At 74.3% G+C, this 22,616-nt stretch carries 18 protein-coding genes; all 18 read left to right on the forward strand.

Features of this window, described 5'->3' with window-relative positions; all coding sequences use genetic code 11:
• The first annotated feature begins 1 nt into the window (after nucleotide 1).
• Nucleotides 2-928 (forward strand): aspartate carbamoyltransferase catalytic subunit, encoded by a 927-nt coding sequence (locus tag EV374_RS28060; protein WP_121395245.1) that lies wholly within the window; start codon nucleotides 2-4, stop codon nucleotides 926-928.
• Nucleotides 925-2,202 carry a dihydroorotase gene (locus tag EV374_RS28065; protein WP_132240166.1) on the forward strand — a complete coding sequence of 426 codons (1,278 nt, stop codon included), beginning with the start codon at nucleotides 925-927 and terminating at the stop codon, nucleotides 2,200-2,202. Before EV374_RS28060 ends, EV374_RS28065 begins: the two co-directional genes overlap by 4 nt.
• Entirely contained in the window at nucleotides 2,199-3,362 is a 1,164-nt protein-coding gene (gene carA, locus EV374_RS28070) for a glutamine-hydrolyzing carbamoyl-phosphate synthase small subunit (RefSeq protein ID WP_132240167.1), read from the forward strand. Before EV374_RS28065 ends, carA begins: the two co-directional genes overlap by 4 nt.
• On the forward strand, nucleotides 3,355-6,756 hold the full coding sequence (gene carB, locus EV374_RS28075; RefSeq protein WP_132240168.1) for a carbamoyl-phosphate synthase large subunit: 3,402 nt from the start codon (nucleotides 3,355-3,357) through the stop codon (nucleotides 6,754-6,756). The genes carA and carB overlap by 8 nt, the downstream gene beginning before the upstream one ends.
• Nucleotides 6,757-6,868: 112 nt before the next feature.
• Nucleotides 6,869-7,888: a quinone-dependent dihydroorotate dehydrogenase gene (locus EV374_RS28080; RefSeq protein WP_132240169.1), complete on the forward strand. Its 1,020-nt coding sequence runs from the start codon at nucleotides 6,869-6,871 to the stop codon at nucleotides 7,886-7,888.
• Nucleotides 7,885-9,159, forward strand: a complete 1,275-nt coding sequence (locus EV374_RS28085) for an adenosylmethionine--8-amino-7-oxononanoate transaminase (RefSeq protein WP_132240170.1) — start codon at nucleotides 7,885-7,887, stop codon at nucleotides 9,157-9,159. Before EV374_RS28080 ends, EV374_RS28085 begins: the two co-directional genes overlap by 4 nt.
• Before the next feature lie 108 nt (nucleotides 9,160-9,267).
• Entirely contained in the window at nucleotides 9,268-10,107 is an 840-nt protein-coding gene (gene pyrF / locus EV374_RS28090) for an orotidine-5'-phosphate decarboxylase (RefSeq protein WP_132240171.1), read from the forward strand.
• 175 nt (nucleotides 10,108-10,282) lie between these two features.
• A complete protein-coding gene (gene mihF, locus EV374_RS28095) occupies nucleotides 10,283-10,600 on the forward strand; it encodes an integration host factor, actinobacterial type (RefSeq protein ID WP_007458370.1) in 318 nt (105 codons plus the stop codon).
• Nucleotides 10,601-10,625: 25 nt separating this feature from the next.
• Nucleotides 10,626-11,159, forward strand: a complete 534-nt coding sequence (locus tag EV374_RS28100; protein WP_132240172.1) for a nucleoside/nucleotide kinase family protein — start codon at nucleotides 10,626-10,628, stop codon at nucleotides 11,157-11,159.
• Between the two features lie 46 nt (nucleotides 11,160-11,205).
• Nucleotides 11,206-11,469: a DNA-directed RNA polymerase subunit omega gene (rpoZ, locus tag EV374_RS28105; RefSeq protein WP_007075826.1), complete on the forward strand. Its 264-nt coding sequence runs from the start codon at nucleotides 11,206-11,208 to the stop codon at nucleotides 11,467-11,469.
• Between the two features lie 14 nt (nucleotides 11,470-11,483).
• Nucleotides 11,484-12,692: a bifunctional phosphopantothenoylcysteine decarboxylase/phosphopantothenate--cysteine ligase CoaBC gene (gene coaBC, locus EV374_RS28110; protein WP_132240173.1), complete on the forward strand. Its 1,209-nt coding sequence runs from the start codon at nucleotides 11,484-11,486 to the stop codon at nucleotides 12,690-12,692.
• Between the two features lie 88 nt (nucleotides 12,693-12,780).
• On the forward strand, nucleotides 12,781-13,974 hold the full coding sequence (gene metK / locus EV374_RS28115; RefSeq protein ID WP_091632919.1) for a methionine adenosyltransferase: 1,194 nt from the start codon (nucleotides 12,781-12,783) through the stop codon (nucleotides 13,972-13,974).
• Nucleotides 13,975-14,045: 71 nt separating this feature from the next.
• Complete coding sequence (locus EV374_RS28120) at nucleotides 14,046-16,145, forward strand: primosomal protein N' (RefSeq protein ID WP_486486013.1); 2,100 nt, start codon at nucleotides 14,046-14,048, stop codon at nucleotides 16,143-16,145.
• 257 nt (nucleotides 16,146-16,402) lie between these two features.
• On the forward strand, nucleotides 16,403-17,386 hold the full coding sequence (locus tag EV374_RS28125) for an AAA family ATPase (RefSeq protein ID WP_132240174.1): 984 nt from the start codon (nucleotides 16,403-16,405) through the stop codon (nucleotides 17,384-17,386).
• Nucleotides 17,387-17,567: 181 nt separating this feature from the next.
• Nucleotides 17,568-18,128, forward strand: a complete 561-nt coding sequence (def, locus tag EV374_RS28130) for a peptide deformylase (protein WP_132240175.1) — start codon at nucleotides 17,568-17,570, stop codon at nucleotides 18,126-18,128.
• Between the two features lie 4 nt (nucleotides 18,129-18,132).
• A complete protein-coding gene (fmt, locus tag EV374_RS28135; RefSeq protein ID WP_132240176.1) occupies nucleotides 18,133-19,059 on the forward strand; it encodes a methionyl-tRNA formyltransferase in 927 nt (308 codons plus the stop codon).
• Entirely contained in the window at nucleotides 19,056-20,675 is a 1,620-nt protein-coding gene (locus EV374_RS28140; protein WP_486486007.1) for an RsmB/NOP family class I SAM-dependent RNA methyltransferase, read from the forward strand. Before fmt ends, EV374_RS28140 begins: the two co-directional genes overlap by 4 nt.
• Before the next feature lie 163 nt (nucleotides 20,676-20,838).
• Nucleotides 20,839-22,581 (forward strand): M28 family peptidase, encoded by a 1,743-nt coding sequence (locus EV374_RS28145; protein WP_132240177.1) that lies wholly within the window; start codon nucleotides 20,839-20,841, stop codon nucleotides 22,579-22,581.
• Nucleotides 22,582-22,616: the final 35 nt, after the last annotated feature.

The raw sequence follows: 22,616 nt of genomic DNA on the forward strand, positions 1-22,616 counted from the left end.
CATGATCAGGCACCTGCTCTCCGGTGCCGACCTGGACGCCGCCACCGCCACCGAGATCCTGGACACGGCCGCCGAGATGGCCACGGTCGCCGGCCGGGAGGTCAAGAAGCTCCCCGCGCTGCGCGGGCGCACCGTGGTGAACCTCTTCTACGAGGACTCCACCCGCACCCGGATCTCCTTCGAGGCGGCGGCGAAGCGGCTCAGCGCCGACGTGATCAACTTTTCGGCCAAGGGCTCCAGCGTGACCAAGGGCGAGAGCCTGAAGGACACCGCGCTGACCCTCCAGGCGATGGGGGCCGACGCCGTCGTCGTCCGGCACCCTGCCTCCGGCGCCCCGCACCGGCTCGCCGACTGGGTCGACGGCTCGGTGGTCAACGCCGGCGACGGCACCCACGAGCACCCGACCCAGGCGCTGCTCGACGCGTACACGATGCGCTCCCGGCTGGGGCGGCTGGCCGGCCTGTCGGTCGCGGTGGTCGGGGACGTCCTGCACAGCCGGGTGGCCCGCTCGAACGTCCTGCTGCTGTCCACGCTCGGCGCCAAGGTGACCCTGGTCGGGCCGCCGACGCTGATCCCCGTCCACATCGCGCAGGCGCTCGCGCCCGGCACCGACGTCTCCTACGACCTCGACGCGGTGCTGCCGCAGTCGGACGTGGTGATGATGCTGCGGGTGCAGCGCGAGCGGATGAACGCCTCCTACTTCCCGTCCGCCCGCGAGTACGCCCGCCGCTACGGCCTGGACGGCCCGCGGATGCGCCGGCTGCCCGAGCACGCGATCGTCATGCACCCCGGACCGATGAACCGGGGGATGGAGATCACGCCCGAGGTGGCCGACTCGCCCCGCTCCACCATCGTCGAACAGGTCGCCAACGGGGTCTCCGTGCGGATGGCCGTCCTCTATCTGCTGCTCGGGGGGAACAACCGGTGAGCTCGTACCTGATCTCCAACGTCAGCGTCGTCGGCGCCGCGCCGACCGACGTGCTCATCCGCGACGGCGTCGTCGCGGCCGTCGGCGCCGGGCTGGACGCACCGGAGGCGACCGTCGTCGACGGCACCGGGCTGGTCGCCCTGCCCGGCCTGGTCGACCTGCACACCCACCTGCGCGAGCCCGGCCGGGAGGACGCCGAGACCGTCGAGTCCGGGTCCCGGGCGGCGGCGCTCGGTGGCTACACCGCGGTCTGCGCGATGGCCAACACCTCGCCGGTGGCCGACACCGCCGGCGTGGTCGAGCAGGTCTGGCGCCTCGGCCGGGAGGCCGGGCTGGTGGACGTGCAGCCGATCGGGGCGGTCACCGTCGGCCTGGCCGGCGAGCACCTCGCCGAGCTGGGCGCGATGGCCGACTCGGCGGCCCGGGTGCGGATCTTCTCCGACGACGGGCACTGCGTCGCCGACCCGAGGCTGATGCGCCGGGCGCTGGAGTACGTGAAGGCGTTCGACGGGATCATCGCCCAGCACGCCGAGGAGCCCCGGCTCACCGAGGGCGCGCAGATGCACGAGGGCGAGGTCTCGACCCGCCTCGGCCTGACCGGCTGGCCGGCGGTCGCCGAGGAGGCGATCATCGCCCGGGACGTGCTGCTCGCCGAGCACGTCGGCAGCCGCCTGCACGTGTGCCACGTCTCCACCGCCGGCAGCGTGGAGGTGCTGCGCCAGGCCAAGGCCCGGGGCGTCCGGGTCACCGCCGAGGTCACCCCGCACCACCTGCTGCTCACCGACTCCCGGGCCGAGACCTACGACCCGGTCTACAAGGTCAACCCGCCGCTGCGCACCGCGGCCGACGTCGCCGCGCTGCGGGCGGCCCTGGTCGAGGGCGTGATCGACATCGTCGCCACCGACCACGCCCCGCACGCGGTGGAGGACAAGGAGTGCGAGTGGGCGTACGCCCGGCCGGGCATGCTCGGCCTGGAGACGGCGCTGTCGATCGCCCTCGACGTGCTCGGCCCGCAGTGGGACCTGATCGCCGAGCGGATGTCGCGCACCCCGGCCCGGATCGCCGGGCTGGAGGGGCACGGCCTCGACCCGGCGCCCGGCGTGCCGGCGAACCTGACCCTGGTCGACCCGGCCGCCCGTCGCACCATCGAGCCGGCGGAGCTGGCCAGCCGTAGCCGCAACACCCCGTACGCCCGCATGACGCTGCCGGGTCGCATCGTGGCGACCTTCCTGCGCGGCGAGCCGACGGTCCTGGACGGAAAGGCTGTTCTATGACGAAGCGGAGGCCCGCGATCCTCGTGCTGGAGGACGGGCGCACGTTCCACGGTGAGGCGTACGGCAGCGTCGGGGAGACCTTCGGCGAGGCGGTCTTCAACACCGGCATGACCGGCTACCAGGAGACGTTGACCGACCCGTCCTACCACCGTCAGGTGGTGGTGCAGACCGCCCCGCACATCGGCAACACCGGCGTCAACGGCGAGGACGACGAGTCGGGCCGCATCTGGGTCGCCGGCTACGTGGTCCGCGACCCGGCCCGGATCGGCTCGAACTGGCGGGCCACCGGCGGGCTGGAGGAGCGGCTGGCCGCCGAGGGCGTGGTCGGCATCAGCGGCGTGGACACCCGGGCGCTGACCCGGCACCTGCGCGAGCGCGGCGCCATGCGGGTCGGCATCTCCAGCGTCGAGGCCGACCCCCGGGCGCTGCTGGCCCGGGTGCGGCAGGCCCCCGAGATGGTCGGCGCGGACCTCTCCGCCGAGGTCACCACCGCCGAGCCGTACGTGGTGGCGGCCGAGGGCGAGCACCGGTTCACGGTCGCCGCGCTGGACCTGGGCATCAAGCGCAACGTGCCGCGCCGGCTCGCCGCCCGCGGGGTCACCACGCACGTGCTGCCGGCCGGTTCGACGATCGACGACCTGCTCGCCACCGGCGCGGACGCGGTCTTCTTCTCGCCCGGCCCGGGCGACCCGGCCACCGCCGACGCGCCGGTGGCCCTGGCGCGGGAGGTGCTGCGCCGGCGGGTGCCGCTCTTCGGCATCTGCTTCGGCAGCCAGATCCTCGGCCGGGCGCTGGGCTTCGGCACCTACAAGCTCGGCTACGGCCACCGGGGCATCAACCAGCCGGTGCTCGACCGGGTCACCGGCAAGGTCGAGGTGACCAGCCACAACCACGGCTTCGCCGTCGAGGTCCCCGGCGCGCGGCAGGGCGCGGTCGTACCCGATGCGGTGATCGAGACCGAGTTCGGTGGCGTCCAGGTGTCACACGTCTGCCTCAATGACAACGTGGTCGAGGGGCTGCGGGCGAAGGACGTGCCCGCCTTCACCGTCCAGTACCACCCGGAGGCGGCGGCCGGCCCGCACGACGCGGACTACCTCTTCGACCGCTTCGCCGAGCTCATCGAGGGCCGGACCCACAGCGAGGGGCGCACACATGCCTAAGCGGACCGATCTCAAGCACATCCTGGTGATCGGCTCCGGGCCGATCGTGATCGGGCAGGCCTGCGAGTTCGACTACTCCGGCACCCAGGCCTGCCGGGTGCTGCGCAGCGAGGGGATCCGGGTCAGCCTGGTCAACTCGAACCCGGCGACGATCATGACGGACCCCGAGTTCGCCGACGCCACGTACGTCGAGCCGATCACCCCGGAGTTCGTCGAGCTGGTGATCGCCAAGGAGCGCCCCGACGCGATCCTGCCCACCCTCGGCGGGCAGACCGCGCTGAACACCGCGGTCGCCCTGCACGAGGCCGGCGTGCTCGACAAGTACGGCGTGGAGCTGATCGGCGCCAACATCGAGGCGATCAACCGCGGCGAGGACCGGCAGCTGTTCAAGGACATCGTCGCCAAGGCCGGCGTACGCCTGGGGCTCGACGACCCGGCGGGCCTCGTGCCCCGCTCCCGGGTCTGCCACTCGATGGCGGAGGTCGAGGCGACGGTCGCCGAGCTGGGCCTGCCGGTGGTGATCCGGCCGTCGTTCACCATGGGCGGCCTCGGCTCCGGCATGGCGCACACCCCGGAGGACCTGGCCCGCATCGCCGGCGACGGGCTGGCCGCCAGCCCGGTGCACGAGGTGCTCATCGAGGAGAGCGTGCTCGGCTGGAAGGAGTACGAGCTCGAACTGATGCGCGACCGGCACGACAACGTCGTGGTGGTCTGCTCGATCGAGAACGTCGACCCGATGGGCGTGCACACCGGCGACAGCGTCACCGTCGCCCCGGCCATGACGCTCACCGACCGCGAGTACCAGCAGCTGCGCGACCTGGGCATCGCGGTGCTGCGCGAGGTCGGGGTGGACACCGGTGGCTGCAACATCCAGTTCGCCGTCAACCCGGCCGACGGCCGCATCGTGGTGATCGAGATGAACCCGCGGGTGTCCCGGTCGTCGGCGCTGGCCTCGAAGGCCACCGGCTTCCCGATCGCGAAGATCGCCGCGAAGCTGGCCATCGGCTACACCCTCGACGAGATCCCCAACGACATCACCCTGAAGACCCCGGCGGCGTTCGAGCCGACCCTGGACTACGTGGTGGTGAAGATCCCCCGGTTCGCGTTCGAGAAGTTCCCGGGCGCCGACCCGGAGCTGACCACCACCATGAAGTCCGTCGGCGAGGCGATGAGCCTGGGCCGCAACTTCAGCGAGGCGCTGAACAAGGCGATGCGGTCGCTGGAGACGAAGGCGGGCGGGTTCTGGACGCTGCCCGACCCGGCCGGCGCGACGAAGGAGAACACCCTCGACGCGCTGCGGATGCCGCACGACGGCCGGCTCTACACCGTCGAGCGGGCGCTACGCCTCGGCGCGTCGATCGCCGAGGTCACCGCCGCGTCCGGCGGGATCGACCCCTGGTTCCTGGACCAGATCGCCGCCCTCGTCGAGCTGCGCGCGGAGATCGTGGACGCCCCGGTGCTCGACGCCGAGCTGCTGCGCCGCGCCAAGCGGGCCGGCCTGTCGGACCGGCAGCTGGCCGCGCTGCGTCCGGAGCTGGCCGCCGAGGACGGCGTACGGACGCTGCGGCACCGCCTCGACGTCCGCCCGGTCTACAAGACGGTGGACACCTGCGCCGCCGAGTTCGAGGCGACCACGCCCTACCACTACTCGACGTACGACCAGGAGACGGAGGTCGTGCCGTCGGCCCGGCCGAAGGTGATCATCCTGGGTTCCGGGCCGAACCGGATCGGTCAGGGCATCGAGTTCGACTACTCGTGCGTTCACGCGGTACAGGCGTTGCGGAGCGCGCCGGTCGGCACCGCCGCGCCGGCCGCCGCGGGCGCGGGTTCCGCCTCCGGCGCCGGTTTCGAGACCGTGATGGTCAACTGCAACCCGGAGACCGTCTCCACCGACTACGACACCGCCGACCGGCTCTACTTCGAGCCGCTCACCTTCGAGGACGTGCTGGAGGTCTGGCACGCCGAGGACTCCTCCGGCCGGACGGCCGGCGGGCCGGGCGTCGTCGGGGTGATCGTCCAGCTCGGCGGGCAGACCCCGCTGGGCCTGGCACAGCGGCTGAAGGACGCGGGCGTGCCGGTCGTCGGCACCTCGCCGGAGTCGATCCACCTGGCCGAGGAGCGGGGCGCGTTCGGGGCGGTGCTGGCCCGGGCCGGGCTGCGCGCGCCGGCGCACGGCATGGCCACCTCGTACGACGAGGCGAAGGCGATCGCCGACGAGATCGGCTACCCGGTGCTGGTCCGGCCGTCGTACGTGCTGGGCGGGCGGGGCATGGAGATTGTCTACGACGACGCCACGCTGCGTGACTACATCGGGCGGGCGACGGAGATCTCACCGGACCACCCGGTGCTGGTCGACCGCTTCCTCGACGACGCCATCGAGATCGACGTGGACGCGCTCTGCGACGCCGACGGGGAGGTCTACCTCGGCGGGGTGATGGAGCACATCGAGGAGGCCGGCATCCACTCCGGCGACTCGTCCTGCGCGCTGCCGCCGATCACCCTGGCGGGCTCGCACGTGGCCCAGGTGCGCCGCTACACCGAGGCGATCGCCCGGGGGGTGGGCGTGCGGGGCCTGCTCAACGTGCAGTACGCGCTGAAGGACGACGTGCTCTACGTGCTGGAGGCGAACCCGCGCGCGTCGCGGACGGTGCCCTTCGTCTCCAAGGCGACGGCGGTGCCGCTGGCGAAGGCGGCGGCCCGGATCGCGCTGGGCGCCACCATCGCCGAGCTGCGCGCCGAGGGGCTGCTCCCGGCGACCGGGGACGGCGGTTCGCTGCCGGCCGGCGCCCCGATCGCGGTCAAGGAGGCGGTGCTGCCGTTCAAGCGGTTCCGCACCCCCACCGGCAAGGGCGTGGACTCGCTGCTCGGCCCGGAGATGAAGTCCACGGGCGAGGTGATGGGCATCGACACCGCCTTCGGGCACGCCTTCGCCAAGTCGCAGTCGGCCGCGTACGGCTCGCTGCCGACCGCCGGGAAGATCTTCGTCTCGGTCGCCAACCGGGACAAGCGGGGCATGATCTTCCCGATCAAGCGCCTGGCCGACCTGGGGTTCGAGATCGTCGCCACCACCGGCACGGCCGAGGTGCTGCGCCGGCACGGCATCGCCTGCGAGCAGATCCGCAAGCACTACGAGTCCGGCGGGGGCGAGGACGCGGTGTCGCTGATCCTCGGCGGCGACGTGGCGCTGGTGATCAACACTCCGCAGGGCTCGGGTGCGAGCGCCCGCTCGGACGGCTACGAGATCCGCAGCGCCGCCGTCACGGCGGACATCCCGTGCATCACCACGGTGCCGGGCGCGGCGGCGGCGGTGATGGGCATCGAGGCGCGGATCCGGGGCGACATGCAGGTCCGCCCGCTCCAGGAGCTGCACGCCGCCCTCCGAGCCGCCGAATGACCCCCCACCCGCACCCCCGACGCCCCCACCCGTACGCGTTGATCATGAAGTTGTTGTCGGCCGGCACGGCGTGTCGCGGCGACAACCTCATGATCGACGGGGGTGGTCGGTCGTGATGTTCGAGCGGGTGGTCCGGCCGGGGTTGTTCCGGATCGGCGGCGGGGACGCCGAGGCGGCGCACGAGTGGACGCTGCGGCGGCTGGCGGGACTCTCCCGCCGGCCGGCGGCCCTTGGGGTGTTGCGGGCCCGGTACGCCGTGCGGGCGCCGCGCACGGTGTTCGGCGTCGAGTTTCCCAACCCGGTCGGGCTCGCCGCCGGGATGGACAAGGACGGCGCGGCGCTGCCGGCCTGGCCGGCGCTCGGCTTCGGCTTCGTCGAGGTCGGCACGGTCACCGCGCACCCACAGCCGGGTAATCCCCGGCCCCGGCTGTTCCGGCTGCCCGGCAGCGAGGCCGTGGTGAACCGGATGGGCTTCAACAACGCCGGCGCCGAGGCCCTCGCGGCCCGGCTCGCGGCGCTGCCGCGCCCGATCGGCGTGCCGCTGGGCATCTCGCTCGGCAAGTCCAAGGTGACCCCGCTGGACGAGGCGGTGGCGGACTACCAGGCGTCCTACCGGGCGCTGCGCGCGCACGGCGACTACTTCGCGGTCAACGTCTCCTCGCCGAACACCCCGGGGCTGCGCTCGCTACAGGACCGGGCGCACCTGGACGCCATCCTGGCGGCGCTGGTGGGGGAGAAGCCGGTGCTGGTGAAGATCGCCCCGGACCTCACCGAGCCGGCGATCGCCGAGCTGCTGGAGGTCTGCCTGGCCCGGGGCGCGGCCGGGGTGATCGCCACGAACACCACGCTGGCCCGCGACGGCCTCGCCCCGGCGGACCGGGCGCGCGGCGCGGAGACCGGCGGCCTGTCGGGTCGCCCGCTCGCCGACCGCGCCCGCGAGGTGGTCGCCTTCGTGCACCGGGAGGCCGGCGGGCGGCTGCCGGTGATCGGCGTCGGGGGCATCGTCGACCCGGACGCGGCGGCCCGGATGTTCGACGCGGGCGCCGCCCTGGTGCAGCTCTACACCGGCTTCATCTACCGCGGCCCGGCCCTGGTCCGCGCCGCCGCCCGCGCCACGGGGACGGGCGGGTGACCCCCGAGGAGGTCCTGGCCGCCGACCGGGCGCACGTGTGGCACCCGTACGCGGCCCTGCCGCCGGCGAGCGCGCCCTACGTCGTGGAGGCCGCGGCGGGCGTACGGCTGCGGCTGGCCGACGGCCGGGAGCTGGTCGACGGGATGTCGTCGTGGTGGGCGGCGATCCACGGTTACCGGCACCCGGTGCTCGACGCGGCCGTGACCGACCAGCTCGGCCGGATGAGCCACGTGATGTTCGGCGGGCTCACCCACGAGCCCGCGGTCCGCCTGGCGGCCACCCTGGTCGAGCTGGCGCCAGAAGGGCTGGAGCACGTCTTCCTGGCCGACTCCGGCTCGGTCGGCGTCGAGGTCGCGATCAAGATGTGCCTGCAGTACCAGCGGGCCACCGGCCGGCCGGAGCGCCGCCGGCTGGGCACCTGGCGGGGTGGCTACCACGGCGACACGTTCCACCCGATGAGCGTCTGCGACCCCGAGGGCGGCATGCACCACCTCTGGGGCGACGTGCTGCCCCGGCAGGTCTTCGCCCCCGTGCCGCCCGGCGGCTTCGACACGCCGCCCGACCCGGCCTACGAGGCGGCCCTGGTCGACGCGGTCGAGCGGCACGCCCACGAGCTGGCCGCGGTCGTCGTGGAGCCGGTGGTCCAGGGCGCCGGCGGGATGCGCTTCCACCACCCGCACTACCTGCGGGTGCTGCGCGAGGTGACCCGGGCGCACGGCGTGCTACTGATCTTCGACGAGATCGCCACCGGCTTCGGCCGCACGGGCACGATGTTCGCCGCCGAGCACGCCGGGGTGGTGCCCGACGTGATGTGCGTGGGCAAGGCGCTCACCGGCGGGTACCTGACGCTGGCCGCCACGCTCTGCACGGCGGAGGTCGCCCGGGGCATCTCCGCCGGCGGGGTGCTGGCGCACGGTCCGACGTTCATGGGCAACCCGTTGGCCTGCGCGGTCGCCAACGCCTCCCTCGGCCTGCTGCGGGCCGGCGACTGGGCGGGGCGGGTGGCGAGGGTGCAGGCGGGCCTGCGGGCCGGCCTGGAGCCGTTGCGCGGCGGGCCGGGGGTGGCCGACGTGCGGGTGCTCGGCGCGATCGGCGTGGTCCAGCTCGACCACGAGGTGGACCTGCCCGCCGCGACCGCCGCGGCGGTCGCCGAGGGGGTCTGGCTGCGGCCGTTCCGCGACCTGGTCTACACCATGCCGCCGTACGTCACCGACGACGCCGACCTGGCCCGGATCGCCGCCGGGGTCGCCGCCGCGGTGCGGGCCGGCTGAGCCGCCGGTCACCATCCGGCGGAGGTACGCGGGCGCACGCGCCGCCCGCGACAGGAGCGTGGCCCCGGCGGCGGACGCCCCGGGTGCCGAGGAGAGGGAGAGAACCGGATGGAGAGCTTCGGCGCCCGCCTGTACCGGGCCGTCACCGAGCGGGGTCCGCTCTGTGTCGGCATCGACCCGCACCCCGGGCTGCTGGCCCGCTGGGGGCTCGACGACGACATCCGGGGGCTTGACCGGTTCGCCCGGACGGTCACGGACGCCCTCGGTGACCGGGTCGCGGTGATCAAGCCCCAGTCGGCCTTTTTCGAGCGGTTCGGCTCGAAAGGTATCGCGATTCTTGAGTCAACTATCCGACAGTTGCGCGATGCCGGCTCGCTCGTTCTGCTGGACGTCAAGCGCGGCGACATCGGCTCGACCGTCGCCGCGTACGCCTCGGCATACCTCGATCCATCCAGCCCGGTCCATGTGGACGCGGTGACGGCGAGCCCGTACCTCGGTGTCGGCGCGCTCGCGCCGATGTTCGAACTGGCCGCCGAGCACGGCGGCGGGGTCTTCGTGCTGGCGCTCACCTCCAACCCCGAGGGCGCCGCCGTGCAGCGCGCGCGCACCGCCGACGGACGCACCGTCGCGCAGGCCGTCATCGACGAGATTTCCCAGCTCAACGCGGGTGCGCAGCCGCTCGGCAGCGTCGGGCTGGTGGTCGGCGCGACCATCGGCGACACCGGTCACGACCTGTCCGCCGTGAACGGTCCGCTGCTCGCTCCGGGCCTCGGGGCGCAGGGCGCCACGGCGGCCGATCTGCGCGTCGTCTTCGGCTCCGCCCTGCCCGCGGTGCTGCCCTCGTACTCCCGCGAGGTGCTGGGCGCGGGCCCGGATCCGGACGCGCTGCGGGCCGCCGCCGACCGCGCCCTGACCGGCTGCCGGGCCGCCCTCGCCGCTGGTGACTGACTGACGGCTCGGTCACCTTTGTGAAGATCATCGCGCGTCCACGTTGCCGAATGCGCCGTCGACCGCTAGTTTTCCCCGCGCTGGGAACCACGGACCCCTTGGTTCACAGCGACACCACGTTTCACAGATGCGGCGGTGCGTCCCGCCCGTCGCGATAGGGACCTGAGGAGAACTGGTGCCGCTCCCGTCACTGACCCCCGAACAGCGCGCTGCCGCGCTGGAGAAGGCCGCGGAGATCCGCAAGGCCCGTGCTGAGCTGAAGGAGCAGCTCAAGCAGGGCAAGACCACCCTCGGAGCCGTCCTCGAGCGTGCCGAGTCCGACGACGTCGTCGGCAAGCTCAAGGTCTCCGCCGTGCTGCAGGCGATGCCGGGCATCGGCAAGATCCGGGCCACCCAGATCATGGAGAAGCTCAAGATCGCCGACAGCCGTCGCCTGCGTGGCCTCGGCGAGCAGCAGCGCAAGGCACTGCTTGGAGAGTTCGCCGCCAACTGAGCCTGGCTGCGTGTAGAAACAAGCAGTGAGCACGGATGACGAGGCGCGCCCGGCGGCTCGGCTCACTGTCCTGACGGGGCCTTCGGGCTCCGGCACGGAGAGTGTCGTCGAGCGCGTCCGGGCGCGTTCTCCGTCCGTGTGGGTTCCGGTGCCGGCCACCACGCGATCCCGCGCGGAGAGCGAGCTGGACGGCGTCGACCGGCTCTTCCTGGCCCCCGCCGAGTTCGACCGGATGGTCGCCGCCGGGGAGCTGCTGGAGTGGAGCCGGGCCGGGCCGTACCGGCGCGGCACCCCCCTCGAACCGGTGCGCGCCCGGCTCGCCGCCGGGCAGCCGGTGCTGATCGGCCTCGACCTGGCCGGCGCGCTGCTGGTCCGGGCGGTACTGCCCGACGCCCGGCTGGTGCTGCTGCACCCGCCGGGGAACCTCCCCCCGCAGGCCACACCGGCTGCCTTCGAACACACCCTCGCGCACGACCGCACCGGGCGGGTCGTCGACGAGCTGGTAGGCTTGTCCGGTTCTTCTTTCCTGGCTCCGGCGCCACCGCACATGCGCGGTTGACCGCCAGCACCGCCACGCGCGGTGCGATAGACGCAGAGGTTAATTCGTGGGATCCATCGCAAACCCCGAAGGCATCACCAACCCGCCGATCGACGAGCTCCTCGAGAAGACGACCTCGAAGTACGCGCTGGTGATCTTCGCCGCCAAGCGCGCGCGCCAGGTCAACGCCTACTACAGCCAGCTCGGTGAGGGGCTGCTGGAATACGTCGGCCCGCTGGTCGAGACCACGCCGCAGGAGAAGCCCCTCTCCATCGCCATGCGCGAGATCAACGCGGGCCTGCTCACCGCCGAGCCGACCGACCAGCCGTAATCCGCCCCGCGTCGATGTCCCCCCGGATCGTCCTCGGGGTCGGCGGCGGCATCGCCGCCTACAAGGCGTGCGAGCTGCTGCGGCTCCTCACCGAGTCGGGCCACCAGGTCCGGGTCGTGCCGACCGCGTCGGCGTTGCGCTTCGTCGGGGCCCCGACCTGGGCGGCGCTCTCCGGCCAGCCCGTCGCCGACGACGTCTGGTCGGACGTGCACGAGGTGCCGCACGTCCGGCTCGGTCAGCAGGCCGACCTGGTGGTGGTCGCGCCGGCCACCGCCGACCTGCTGGCCAAGGCCGCCCATGGCCTGGCCGACGACCTGCTCACCAACACGCTGCTGACCGCCCGCTGCCCGGTCGTGCTGGCCCCGGCCATGCACACCGAGATGTGGGAGCACCCGGCCACCGTCGCCAACGTCGCGACGCTGCGCTCCCGGGGCGTGCGCGTCGTCGAGCCCGCCGTCGGCCGGCTCACCGGCGCCGACACCGGCAAGGGCCGACTGCCCGACCCGGCGGAGATCTTCGCGGTCGCCCGCCGGGCCCTCGCGCGGGGCGTCGGGGCCCCCGCCGACCTCGCCGGACGGCACGTGGTGGTGACGGCCGGCGGCACCCGCGAACCCCTCGACCCGGTCCGCTTCCTGGGCAACCGCTCCTCGGGCAAGCAGGGCTACGCCTTCGCCCGCTGCGCGGTGGCCCGGGGCGCCCGGGTCACCCTGATCTCGGCCAACGTCTCGCTGCCCGACCCCGCTGGCGTCGACCTGGTCCGCGTCGGCACCACGGGCGAGCTGCGCGACGCCACGCTCGCTGCGGCGGCCGACGCCGACGCGGTGGTGATGGCGGCGGCTCCGGCCGATTTCCGTCCGGCGACCTACGCGCCTGGCAAAATCAAGAAGTCGGACGACGGCAGCGCGCCCACCATCGAGCTCGTCACCAACCCGGACATCGCGGCCGAGCTGGGCCGGCGCCGTCGACCGGAGCAGGTGCTGGTGGTGTTCGCCGCGGAGACGGGCGACGCCGAGGCCAACGGCCGGGCCAAGCTCGCCCGCAAGCGGGCGGACCTCGTCGTGATCAACGAGGTCGGGTCCGACAAGGTCTTCGGCGCCGAGACCAACGCGGCGACGGTCATCGGCGCGGACGGTTCGGTCAGCCGGATGCCCGAGCGGTCCAAGGAGGACCTCGCCGACGGCGTCTGGGATCTCGTGGTGGCCCGGTTGCCCGGCCGTTCCTGACGGCTGGAAACGGGCACGACCGAAGAGGCCAGGCTCTGACGCGGATGACTACACTGCCGCGGAACGACTTCCACAATTTAGGAGTGCCGTGACACGCCGCCTCTTCACTTCCGAATCGGTCACGGAAGGCCACCCGGACAAGATCGCCGACCAGATCAGCGACGGCATCCTCGACGCCCTGCTCGCCGAGGACCCACGCAGCCGCGTCGCCGTGGAAACCCTGATCACCACCGGTCAGGTGCACATCGCGGGCGAGGTGACCACCAAGGCGTACGCCGACATCCCGACGATCGTCCGCCGGACCATCCTCGACATCGGCTACGACTCGTCGAAGAAGGGCTTCGACGGCGCCTCGTGCGGCGTCAGCGTCTCCATCGGCGCCCAGTCCGAGGACATCGCGCAGGGCGTCGACAACGCCTTCGAGCTGCGTACCGGGGCGTCGGAGAGCGCGCTGGACGCCCAGGGCGCCGGCGACCAGGGCATGATGTTCGGCTTCGCCTGCTCCGAGACGCCGGAGCTGATGCCGCTGCCGATCGCCCTGGCGCACCGGCTGGCCCGGCGGCTCTCCCAGGTCCGCAAGGACGGCACGATCCCGTACCTGCGTCCCGACGGCAAGACCCAGGTCACCATCGAGTACGAGGGGCTGCGCCCCGTCCGGCTCAACACGGTCGTCGTCTCCAGCCAGCACGCGGCGGACATCTCGCTGGACTCGCTCCTCACCCCCGACGTGCGCGAGCACGTCATCGCCCCGGAGCTGGAGAGCCTCGGTCTCGACACCGAGGGCTACCGGCTGCTGGTCAACCCGACCGGCCGGTTCGAGATCGGCGGGCCGATGGGCGACGCCGGCCTGACCGGTCGCAAGATCATCGTCGACACCTACGGCGGCTACGCCCGGCACGGCGGCGGCGCGTTCTCCGGCAAGGACCCGTCGAAGGTGGACCGCTCGGCGGCGTACGCGACGCGCTGGGTGGCCAAGAACGTGGTCGCCGCCGGCCTGGCCGAGCGGTGCGAGGTCCAGGTCGCGTACGCGATCGGCAAGGCCCACCCGGTCAGCCTCTTCGTCGAGACGTTCGGCACCGAGACCGTGCCCGTCGCCTCGATCGAGAAGGCCGTCTCCGAGGTCTTCGACCTGCGCCCGGCCGCCATCATCCGGGACCTGAACCTGCTTCGCCCGATCTACCAGCAGACCGCCGCCTACGGCCACTTCGGCAGGGAGCTGCCGGACCTGACCTGGGAGAGCACCGACCGGGCCGCCGACCTCAAGTCGGCCGCGGGAGCCTGACCGGCACCAGGCGCAGCGACCGGCGACCCGCGGACGGGTCGCCGGTCGCTCGTGTCTGCGTCGACGTCCCCCTGGCCCACCTGGACCGCCCGTTCGACTACCTCGTCCCGGCCGAGCTGGACGCCGACGCCGTCCCCGGCGTACGCGTGAAGGTCCGCTTCGCGGGGCAGCTCGTCGACGGCTGGCTGCTGGAGCGGGCCGACGACTCCGGGCACACCGGCCGGCTGGCGTACCTGGAGAAGGTCGTCTCGCCCGAGCCGGTGCTCGCGCCGGAGGTCGCCCGGCTGGCCCGGGCGGTCGCGGACCGCTACGCCGGCAACCTCGCCGACGTGCTCCGCCTCGCCGTTCCGCCCCGGCACGCCCGCGTGGAGAAGGACGTCCGCGCCCGCGCCGCGGCCCCCGACGAAAACCCCGCCGCCTCCGACGAGAGCCTCACCGCCCCCGACGAGAACCCCGCCGCCTCCGACGAGAGCCCCGCCGCCCCCGAAGAGGGCACCGTCGCCTCCGACGAGAACCCCGCCGCGCCCGACGTGGACCCCGCCGCACCGGCGGAGGCCACCGGCGGGGACCCGCCACGACCCGACCCGGCCCCGGCGGACCCCGTCGCGCCGGCCGGGCCCGGTCCCGACGCCTGGCGGGACTACCCGGCCGGGCCGGCCCTGCTCCGGGCGCTCGCCGACGGCCGGGCCGCCCGGGCCGTCTGGTCGGCGCTGCCGGGGGAGGACTGGCCCGCCCGGTACGCCGAGGCCGTCGCCGCCACCGTGGCCGGCGGCCGGGGCGCGGTGGTGGTCGTCGCCGACAACCGCGACCTGGACCGTCTCGACGCCGCCCTGCACGACGCCCTGGGCCCGGGGCGGCACGTCTGCCTCTCCGCCGCGCTCGGTCCCGCCCGGCGCTACCGGGCGTTCCTCGCCGCCCGGCGCGGCGACGTGCCGGTGGTGGTCGGCACCAGGGCCGCGATGTTCGCCCCGGTCACCCGGCTCGGGCTGGTGGCGATCTGGGACGACGGCGACGACCTGCACGCCGAGCCGCGGGCCCCCTATCCGCACGCCCGAGAGGTGCTGCTCACCCGCGCCCAGCTCGGCGACGCCGCGGCCCTGGTGGGCGGCTACACCCGCACCGCCGAGGCGCAGCTGCTGGTGGAGACCGGATGGGCCCGCGAGGTGGTGGCCGACCGGGCGACCCTCCGGGCCCGGATGCCGGCGATCGCGCCGACCGGCGACGACCCGCAGCTGGCCCGGGACCCCGGGGCGGCCACCGCCCGGCTGCCCAGCCTGGCCTGGACGACCGCCCGGGACTCGCTCCGGGCGGACCTGCCGGTGCTGGTCCAGGTGCCCCGCCGCGGCTACCTGCCGTCGGTGGCCTGCGCCGAGTGCCGCACCCCGGCCCGGTGCCCGCACTGCGCCGGCCCGCTCGCGCTGCCCTCCGCCGAGGGCACCCCGGCCTGCCGCTGGTGCGGGCGGGTCGCCGCCGCGTACGCCTGCCCGGAGTGCGGCGGGCGGCGGCTGCGCGCCTCCGTCACCGGCGCCCGGCGCACCGCCGAGGAACTGGGCCGGGCCTTCCCCGGCGTGCCGGTGCGCACCTCCGGGCGGGAGGAGGTGCTGGCCACGGTCCCGGGCGGCGCCGGCCTGGTCATCGCCACCCCCGGCGCCGAGCCGGTCGCCGACGGCGGCTTCGGGGCGGTGCTGCTGCTCGACTCGTGGGCCCTGCTCACGCGGGCCGACCTGCGGGCGGGGGAGGAGGCGCTGCGCCGCTGGCTGGCGGCCGCCGCGCTGGCCCGTCCCGCCGCCGCCGGGGGCCGGGTGGTGGTGGTCGCCGACGGGGCCCTCGCCCCCGTACAGGCGCTGCTGCGCTGGGACGCCGGCTGGTTCGCCGCCCGGGAGCTGGCCGAACGGCGGGAGCTGGGCTTCCCGCCGGCGGTGCGGATGGCCAGCGTGACCGGCCTGCCGGCCGCCGTGGCCGACCTGCTGGCCGAGGCCCGGCTGCCGGCGGAGGCCGAGCTGCTCGGGCCGGTGCCGGCCGACGGGGAGCGCGAGCGGATGCTGGTCCGGGTCCCCCGGGCCCGGGCCGGCGCGCTGGCCGGCGCGCTGCACTCGGCGGCGGGGGTGCGCACCGCCCGCAAGGCCGCCGAGCCGGTCCGCCTCCAGGTCGACCCGCTGGCCCTCTTCTGACCGACGGCCCGGCCGGTCCGGCGCCGCTCCCACCGCCCGACCTGGCCCGTCGTCGCACGCCGTGTCCGGCGGTGTGTCGACACGCGGGTGATAGCATCGCCCGTCATGCCCGGGCGTACGACGGCTCCAGGTCGCGGCACGGCGCCACACCGCGCCGAGCCGGGGTCGTCGCAGGATCGCGCGACGATGGCGGGAGCGCGTCGGTTCGGCGCGGTGTCGATGATTCCAAACAGCCGGTGATCAGGGGTGGACCAGTCGTGACCGTTCGTCAGTCGATCGTCTTCAATGGTGACCTCGGCAGCGGCAAGAGCACCGTCTCCGTGGTGATCGCCGAGCGGCTCGGCCTGCGCCGGGTCAGCGTCGGTGACCTCTACCGCCAGATGGCGCAGGAGCGGGAGATGACCGCGCTCCAGCTCAACCTGCACGCGGAGCTGGACCAGGCCGTCGACGGCTACGTCGACCAGCTCCAGCGGGACATCGCAGCCTCGGGCGAGCGGCTCGTCATGGACTCCCGGCTGGCCTGGCACTTCTTCACGGACGCGCTCAAGGTGCACATGATCACCGAGCCGGGCGAGGCGGCCCGACGGGTGCTCGCCCGCCCGTCCGGCCCGGCCGAGAGCTACGCCTCCATGGAGGAGGCCAAGGCCAAGCTGCGCGAGCGCAGCGAGAGCGAGCGGGGCCGGTTCATCGTCCGCTACGGGGTGGACAAGGCCCGGCTGCGCAACTACGACCTGATCTGCGACACCACCCGCGCCTCGGCCACCGAGGTCATCGAGCACATCATCGACGCGTACGAGGGCCGGCTGGGCGCGGACGTGCTGCGCGACGCGCCGCCGCTGCTGCTGCTCGACCCGGCCCGCGTCTACCCGACCGAGGACATCGCCCACCTGCGCGACCTGTGGGACTCGGAGTTCGTCGGCGAGGTGGCCGCCGCCGGCGACGAGGCGCTGGAGCCGCTGCGGATCGGCTACACCGGCGAGTACTTCTTCGTCGTCGACGGGCACCGCCGCCTCAGCGCCGCCCTCCAGAACGGCTTCCGCCTGGTGCCGGCCCAGCTCGTCGCCGAGGTGGACGAGCCGGTGGTCGGCGGGATGAGCGCGGTGGACTACTTCGCCGCCCAGGCCCGGCCCGGTCTCATCCACGACTGGGAGGCCGCCCACTCCATCGAGCTGCCGTTGCCCGAGCACGCCCTGCTCGGCGGCGACGCGGTCCTGGCCGGGGAGCCGGGCACCGCCGTCTGAGCCGCCCGCCCCCGTCCCGTCGTGCCGTCGGGCCCGGCGGGTCCTGCGCGGCCACGGGCGCCTTCTGGTGACCATCGACACGCGACGGGCCGCGCCGCTTCGCGGTACGCCGGCCGGGGCGGCCGACGGCACTCCGTAGACTGGTACGGCACCAGTCCGCCCGCCGAAGGAGCCATGCCGAGTGACCGTCCAGCCCATCCGTCTGTTCGGGGATCCGGTGCTGCGCACGCCGGCCGATCCGGTGGTCGACTTCGACGTCGAGCTGCGCAAGCTCGTCGCCGACCTGACCGACACGATGCGTGAGCAGAACGGCGCCGGCCTCGCCGCGCCGCAGCTCGGTGTGGGCCTGCGGGTGTTCACCTTCGACGTCGACGACGTGGTCGGCCACCTGGTCAACCCGGTGCTGGAGTTTCCCGACGCCGAGGAGCAGGACGGCCCCGAGGGCTGCCTGTCCATCCCCGGCCTCTACTTCGACACCAAGCGCCGGCAGAACGTGATCGCCAAGGGCTTCAACGGCTACGGCGACCCGATGCAGATCGTCGGCACCGGTCTGATGGCCCGCTGCGTGCAGCACGAGACCGACCACCTCGACGGGGTGCTCTTCGTGGACCGGCTGGACCCGGCCGGGCGCAAGGAGGCGATGAAGGCGATCCGCCAGGCGGAGTGGTACGACCCGACCACCCCGCCGACGGTCAAGCTCAACCCGCACGCCTCGGGCAGCCCCTTCGGCCTGGGTCGGTGAGCCGGTGCGCGTGATCTTCGCCGGCACGCCGGCCGTCGCCGTTCCCGCCCTGGCGGCCGTGGCCGCCTCCCGGCACGAGCTCGTCGCCGTGGTCACCCGGCCGGACGCCCCCGCCGGGCGCGGTCGCGGGCTGGCCCGCTCCCCGGTGGGGGCGTGGGCCGACGAGCACGGGATCGAGGTGCTCACCCCCGCCCGGCCGCGTGAGCCGGAGTTCCAGGACCGGCTGCGCGCGCTGGCCCCCGACTGCGTCCCCGTGGTCGCCTACGGCGCGCTGGTGCCGCCGGCCGCCCTGGAGATCCCCCGCCACGGCTGGATCAACCTGCACTTCTCGTTGCTGCCCGCCTGGCGCGGGGCCGCGCCCGTGCAGCACGCCGTGCTGCACGGCGACGAGCTGACCGGGGCGAGCGTGTTCCAGCTGGAAGAAGGGCTGGACACCGGTCCGGTCTACGGCACGCTGACCAACGAGATCCGTCCGGCGGACACGTCCGGCGACCTGCTGGAGCGGTTGGCGCACTCCGGCGCCGGCCTGCTGGTGGCCGTCCTCGACGCGATCGACGACGGCACGGCCCGGGCCGAGCCGCAGCCCGCCGACGGGGTGTCGCTGGCGCCGAAGCTGACCGTGGAGGACGCCCGGGTGCGCTGGTCCGATCCCGCCTTCGCGGTGGACCGGCGGATCCGGGCCTGCACTCCGGCGCCCGGCCCGTGGACGACGTTCCGGGGCGAGCGCGTCAAGCTGGGCCCGGTCACCCCGGTGCCCGACGGACCGGAGTTGAAACCGGGCGAGCTGCTGGTGGAGAAGTCCCGGGTGCTGGCCGGCACGGCCACCACCCCGGTGCGGCTCGGCGAGGTCCGGGCGGCGGGCAAGCGGGCGATGCCGGCGACCGACTGGGCGCGGGGCGTCCGGGTCGCCGCGGGGGAGGAAGTCGCGTGACGGGCACTTCGGAACGGCCCTCGGGCGACCGCTTCTCCGGCGAACGGCGCGGTGAGCGCTCCGGCGGTGAGCGTCCCGGCGGTGAGCGCTCCGGCGGCGAGCGCTCCGACGGTCAACGGTTCGGCGGTGAGCGGTTCGGTGGGCGCGAGCAGCGTCCCCCGGGCGGCCAGCGCGGCGAGCGGCCGGCGCGGGGCGGCCAGTGGGGTGCCCGGTCCGGCGGTGACCGCCGCGACGGCGGCCGGCGTCCCCCGGCCCGCCCGGCGGTGGACCTGCCCCGCCAGGTGGCCTACGAGGCGGTCGCGGCGGTGCACCGGGACGACGCGTACGCCAACCTGGTGCTCCCGTCGCTCCTGCGCGACGCGGGGCTGGTCGGCCGGGACGCCGCCTTCGCCACCGAGCTGACCTACGGCACGCTGCGCCACCTCGGCACCCTCGACGCGATCCTCGGCGACGCCGCCGGGCGGGACGTGCAGCGCATCGACCCGCCGGTGCGCGACGCGCTGCGGCTCGGGGCGTACCAGCTCCTGCACACGCGGGTGCCGGCGCACGCCGCCGTCTCCTCGACCGTCGACCTGGTCAAGTCGGTGGGTGTCGGCGCGACGGGCTTCGCCAACGCGGTGCTGCGCGAGGTGGCCGGCCGCGACGCCGACGCCTGGGTGGCCAAGCTGGCCCCGTCGGCGGAGAGCGACCCGATCGGGCACCTGGCCCTGGCGTACAGCCATCCGCAGTGGATCGTGCGGGCCTTCGCCGAGGCGCTCGGCGGCGACCTGGGCGAGACCACCCGGCTGCTCATCGAGGACAACGAGCGCCCACCGGTGCACCTGTGCGCCCGGCCCGGGCTGGCCGATCCGGTGGAGCTGGCCGACGAGGCCGGCGGCGCGCCGGGCGCCTTCTCCCCGTACGCGGTCTATCTCTCCGGTGGGGCGCCCGGCGACCTGCCGGCGCTCGCGCGGGGGCGCGCCCACGTGCAGGACGAGGGCTCCCAGCTGGTGGCCAACGCCCTGGCGGTGGCCCCGCTCGACGGCCCGGACGGGCGCTGGCTGGACCTGTGCGCCGGCCCGGGTGGCAAGTCCGGCCTGCTCGGCGCCCTCGCGGCCCAGCGGGACGCGCGGCTGACCGCGGTCGAGGTCTCGGAGCACCGGGCCCGGCTGGTCGAGCAGGCCACCCGGGGCCTGCCCGTGAGCGTGCTGCACGCCGACGGCCGCACCGTCGGCGCGGACCCGAAGCTGCCGGAGGCGCACTTCGACCGGGTGCTCGTCGACGCGCCCTGCACGGGGCTGGGGTCGCTGCGCCGCCGCCCGGAGTCGCGCTGGCGGCGTCAGCCCTCGGACCTGCCGCCGCTGACCCGGTTGCAGCGTGAGCTGCTCGCCGCGGCGCTGCGTGCCGTCCGGCCGGGCGGGCTGGTCGCCTACGTGACGTGCTCCCCGCACACCGTGGAGACGCACGTGACGGTGACCGAGGCGGCCCGCCGCTCGGGGGTGCCGGTCGACTTCGTCGACGCCCGGCCGCTGCTGCCGGCGGGCATGCCCGGCCTCGGCGACGGGCCGACGGTGCAGCTGTGGCCGCACCGGCACGGCACCGACGCGATGTTCCTCGCGATGCTCCGCCGCACCTGAGCGGGGCGCCCGGGACAAACCGGTCCGCCCTGGTCGGGGCGGGCCGGCGACGCCCGGGGCCGTCGTGCGCACGGCGCGCCGGCGGCCGGGACCGCCGTCCCTCCACTGTCTCCCCAAACGCGCTCCGAGGTGGCATCATGTCGTCACCTATCGAGGAGCGTCCATGAAACGAAGAGTCCTGACCGTCGGTGCCGCACTCGCCGTCCTCGCCGCCGCCGCGGTCGCACCGGCTGTCGGGCCGGCGGCGGCGGCCCCGTCCGTCGGCGTGCTCGCGCCCGCCGCGCAGGCCCTGGCCGCACCGGACATCGCGGTGGCCAACGTCCAGGCCCACCTCACGCAGTTCCAGACCATCGCCACCCAGAACGGCGGCAACCGGCGGGCCGGGTCCGCCGGCTACACGGCCTCCGTCGCGTACGTCAAGACGAAGCTCCAGGCCGCCGGTTACACGGTCACCGAGCAGGTCTGCACCGACTGCACGTACCGGTCGAACAACCTGATCGCCGAGTGGCCGGGCGGGCCCGCCGACCAGGTCGTCATGTTCGGCTCGCACCTCGACGGCGTCTCCGCCGGCCCGGGCATCAACGACAACGCCACCGGCTCGTCGGCGCTGCTGGAGAACGCGCTGGTGCTGGCCCGGCAGAACCCGACGATGACCAAGCGGGTCCGGTTCGCCTGGTGGACCGACGAGGAGCAGGGCCTCAACGGCTCGGACTTCTACGTCCGCTCGCTGAGCGCCACCCAGCGGGGCTACATCAAGGGCTACTACAACTTCGACATGATCGGCTCGGTCAACGGCGGCTACTTCATCAACCGGATCACCTCCGCCACGGCCGCCCCGCTGAAGGCGTACTGGGACTCGCTGAACATCCAGCCCGAGGAGAACGTCGAGGGCCAGGGCCGTTCCGACGACTACCCGTTCGCGCAGGCCGGCATCCAGACCTCCGGGTACGCCGCGGGCGCCAGCGCCCGGAAGACCTCGGCGCAGGCCACCAAGTGGGGCGGCACGTCCGGCTCGGCGTACGACCCGTGCTACCACCGGTCCTGCGACACCACCTCGAACGTCAGCGCCACGGTGCTCAACCGCAGCGCCGACGGGATCGCGTATGCCATCTGGCAGCTCGCCGTGGGCTCGGCGACCAACGACTTCTCCGTCGCGGTGAGCCCGACGTCGGGCTCGGTGCAGCGGGGCGCGTCGACCACGGCGACGGTCTCCACGGCCACCACCGCCGGCACGGCCCAGACGGTCGGCCTGTCGGCGACCGGCCTGCCGGCGGGCGTCACCGCCTCGTTCAGCCCGTCGTCGGTCACCTCCGGCGGCTCCGCGACCCTGACGCTCAGCGCGTCGGCCTCGGCGACGCTGGGCACCTACACCGTCACGGTCACCGGGGCGGGCTCCGGCGGCGTCTCGCGCTCGGCCAGCTACACGCTGACCGTCGGCGGCAGCGGCGGCTGCTCCGGCGGCCAGCTCATCGGCAACGGCGGGTTCGAGAGCGGCTCGTCGCCGTGGACGGCGTCGTCCGGCGTGATCACCAACGACACCCGCCAGCCGGCGCGGACGGGCTCCTACAAGGCGTGGCTGCTGGGCTACGGCTCGACGCGGACGGAGACGCTGTCGCAGTCGGTGACCATCCCGGCGGGCTGTGCGAGCTACACGCTGTCGTTCTGGCTGCACGTCGACACGGCGGAGACGACGACCAGCACCGCGTACGACCGGTTGGTGGTGCAGGTGGGCTCGACGACGCTGGCGACGTACTCGAACCTGAACGCGGCGGCCGGCTACACGCAGCGGTCGTTCAACGTGGCCGCGTACGCGGGCCAGACGGTGACGCTGAAGTTCACCGGCACGGAGGACGCCTCGTTGCAGACCAGCTTCGTCGTCGACGACGTGACGCTCCAGGCCAGCTGACGCACCACCGGGTCGGGGCGGTCGGCCACGCCGGC

It is taken from the genome of Micromonospora sp. CNZ303, assembly GCF_004345505.1.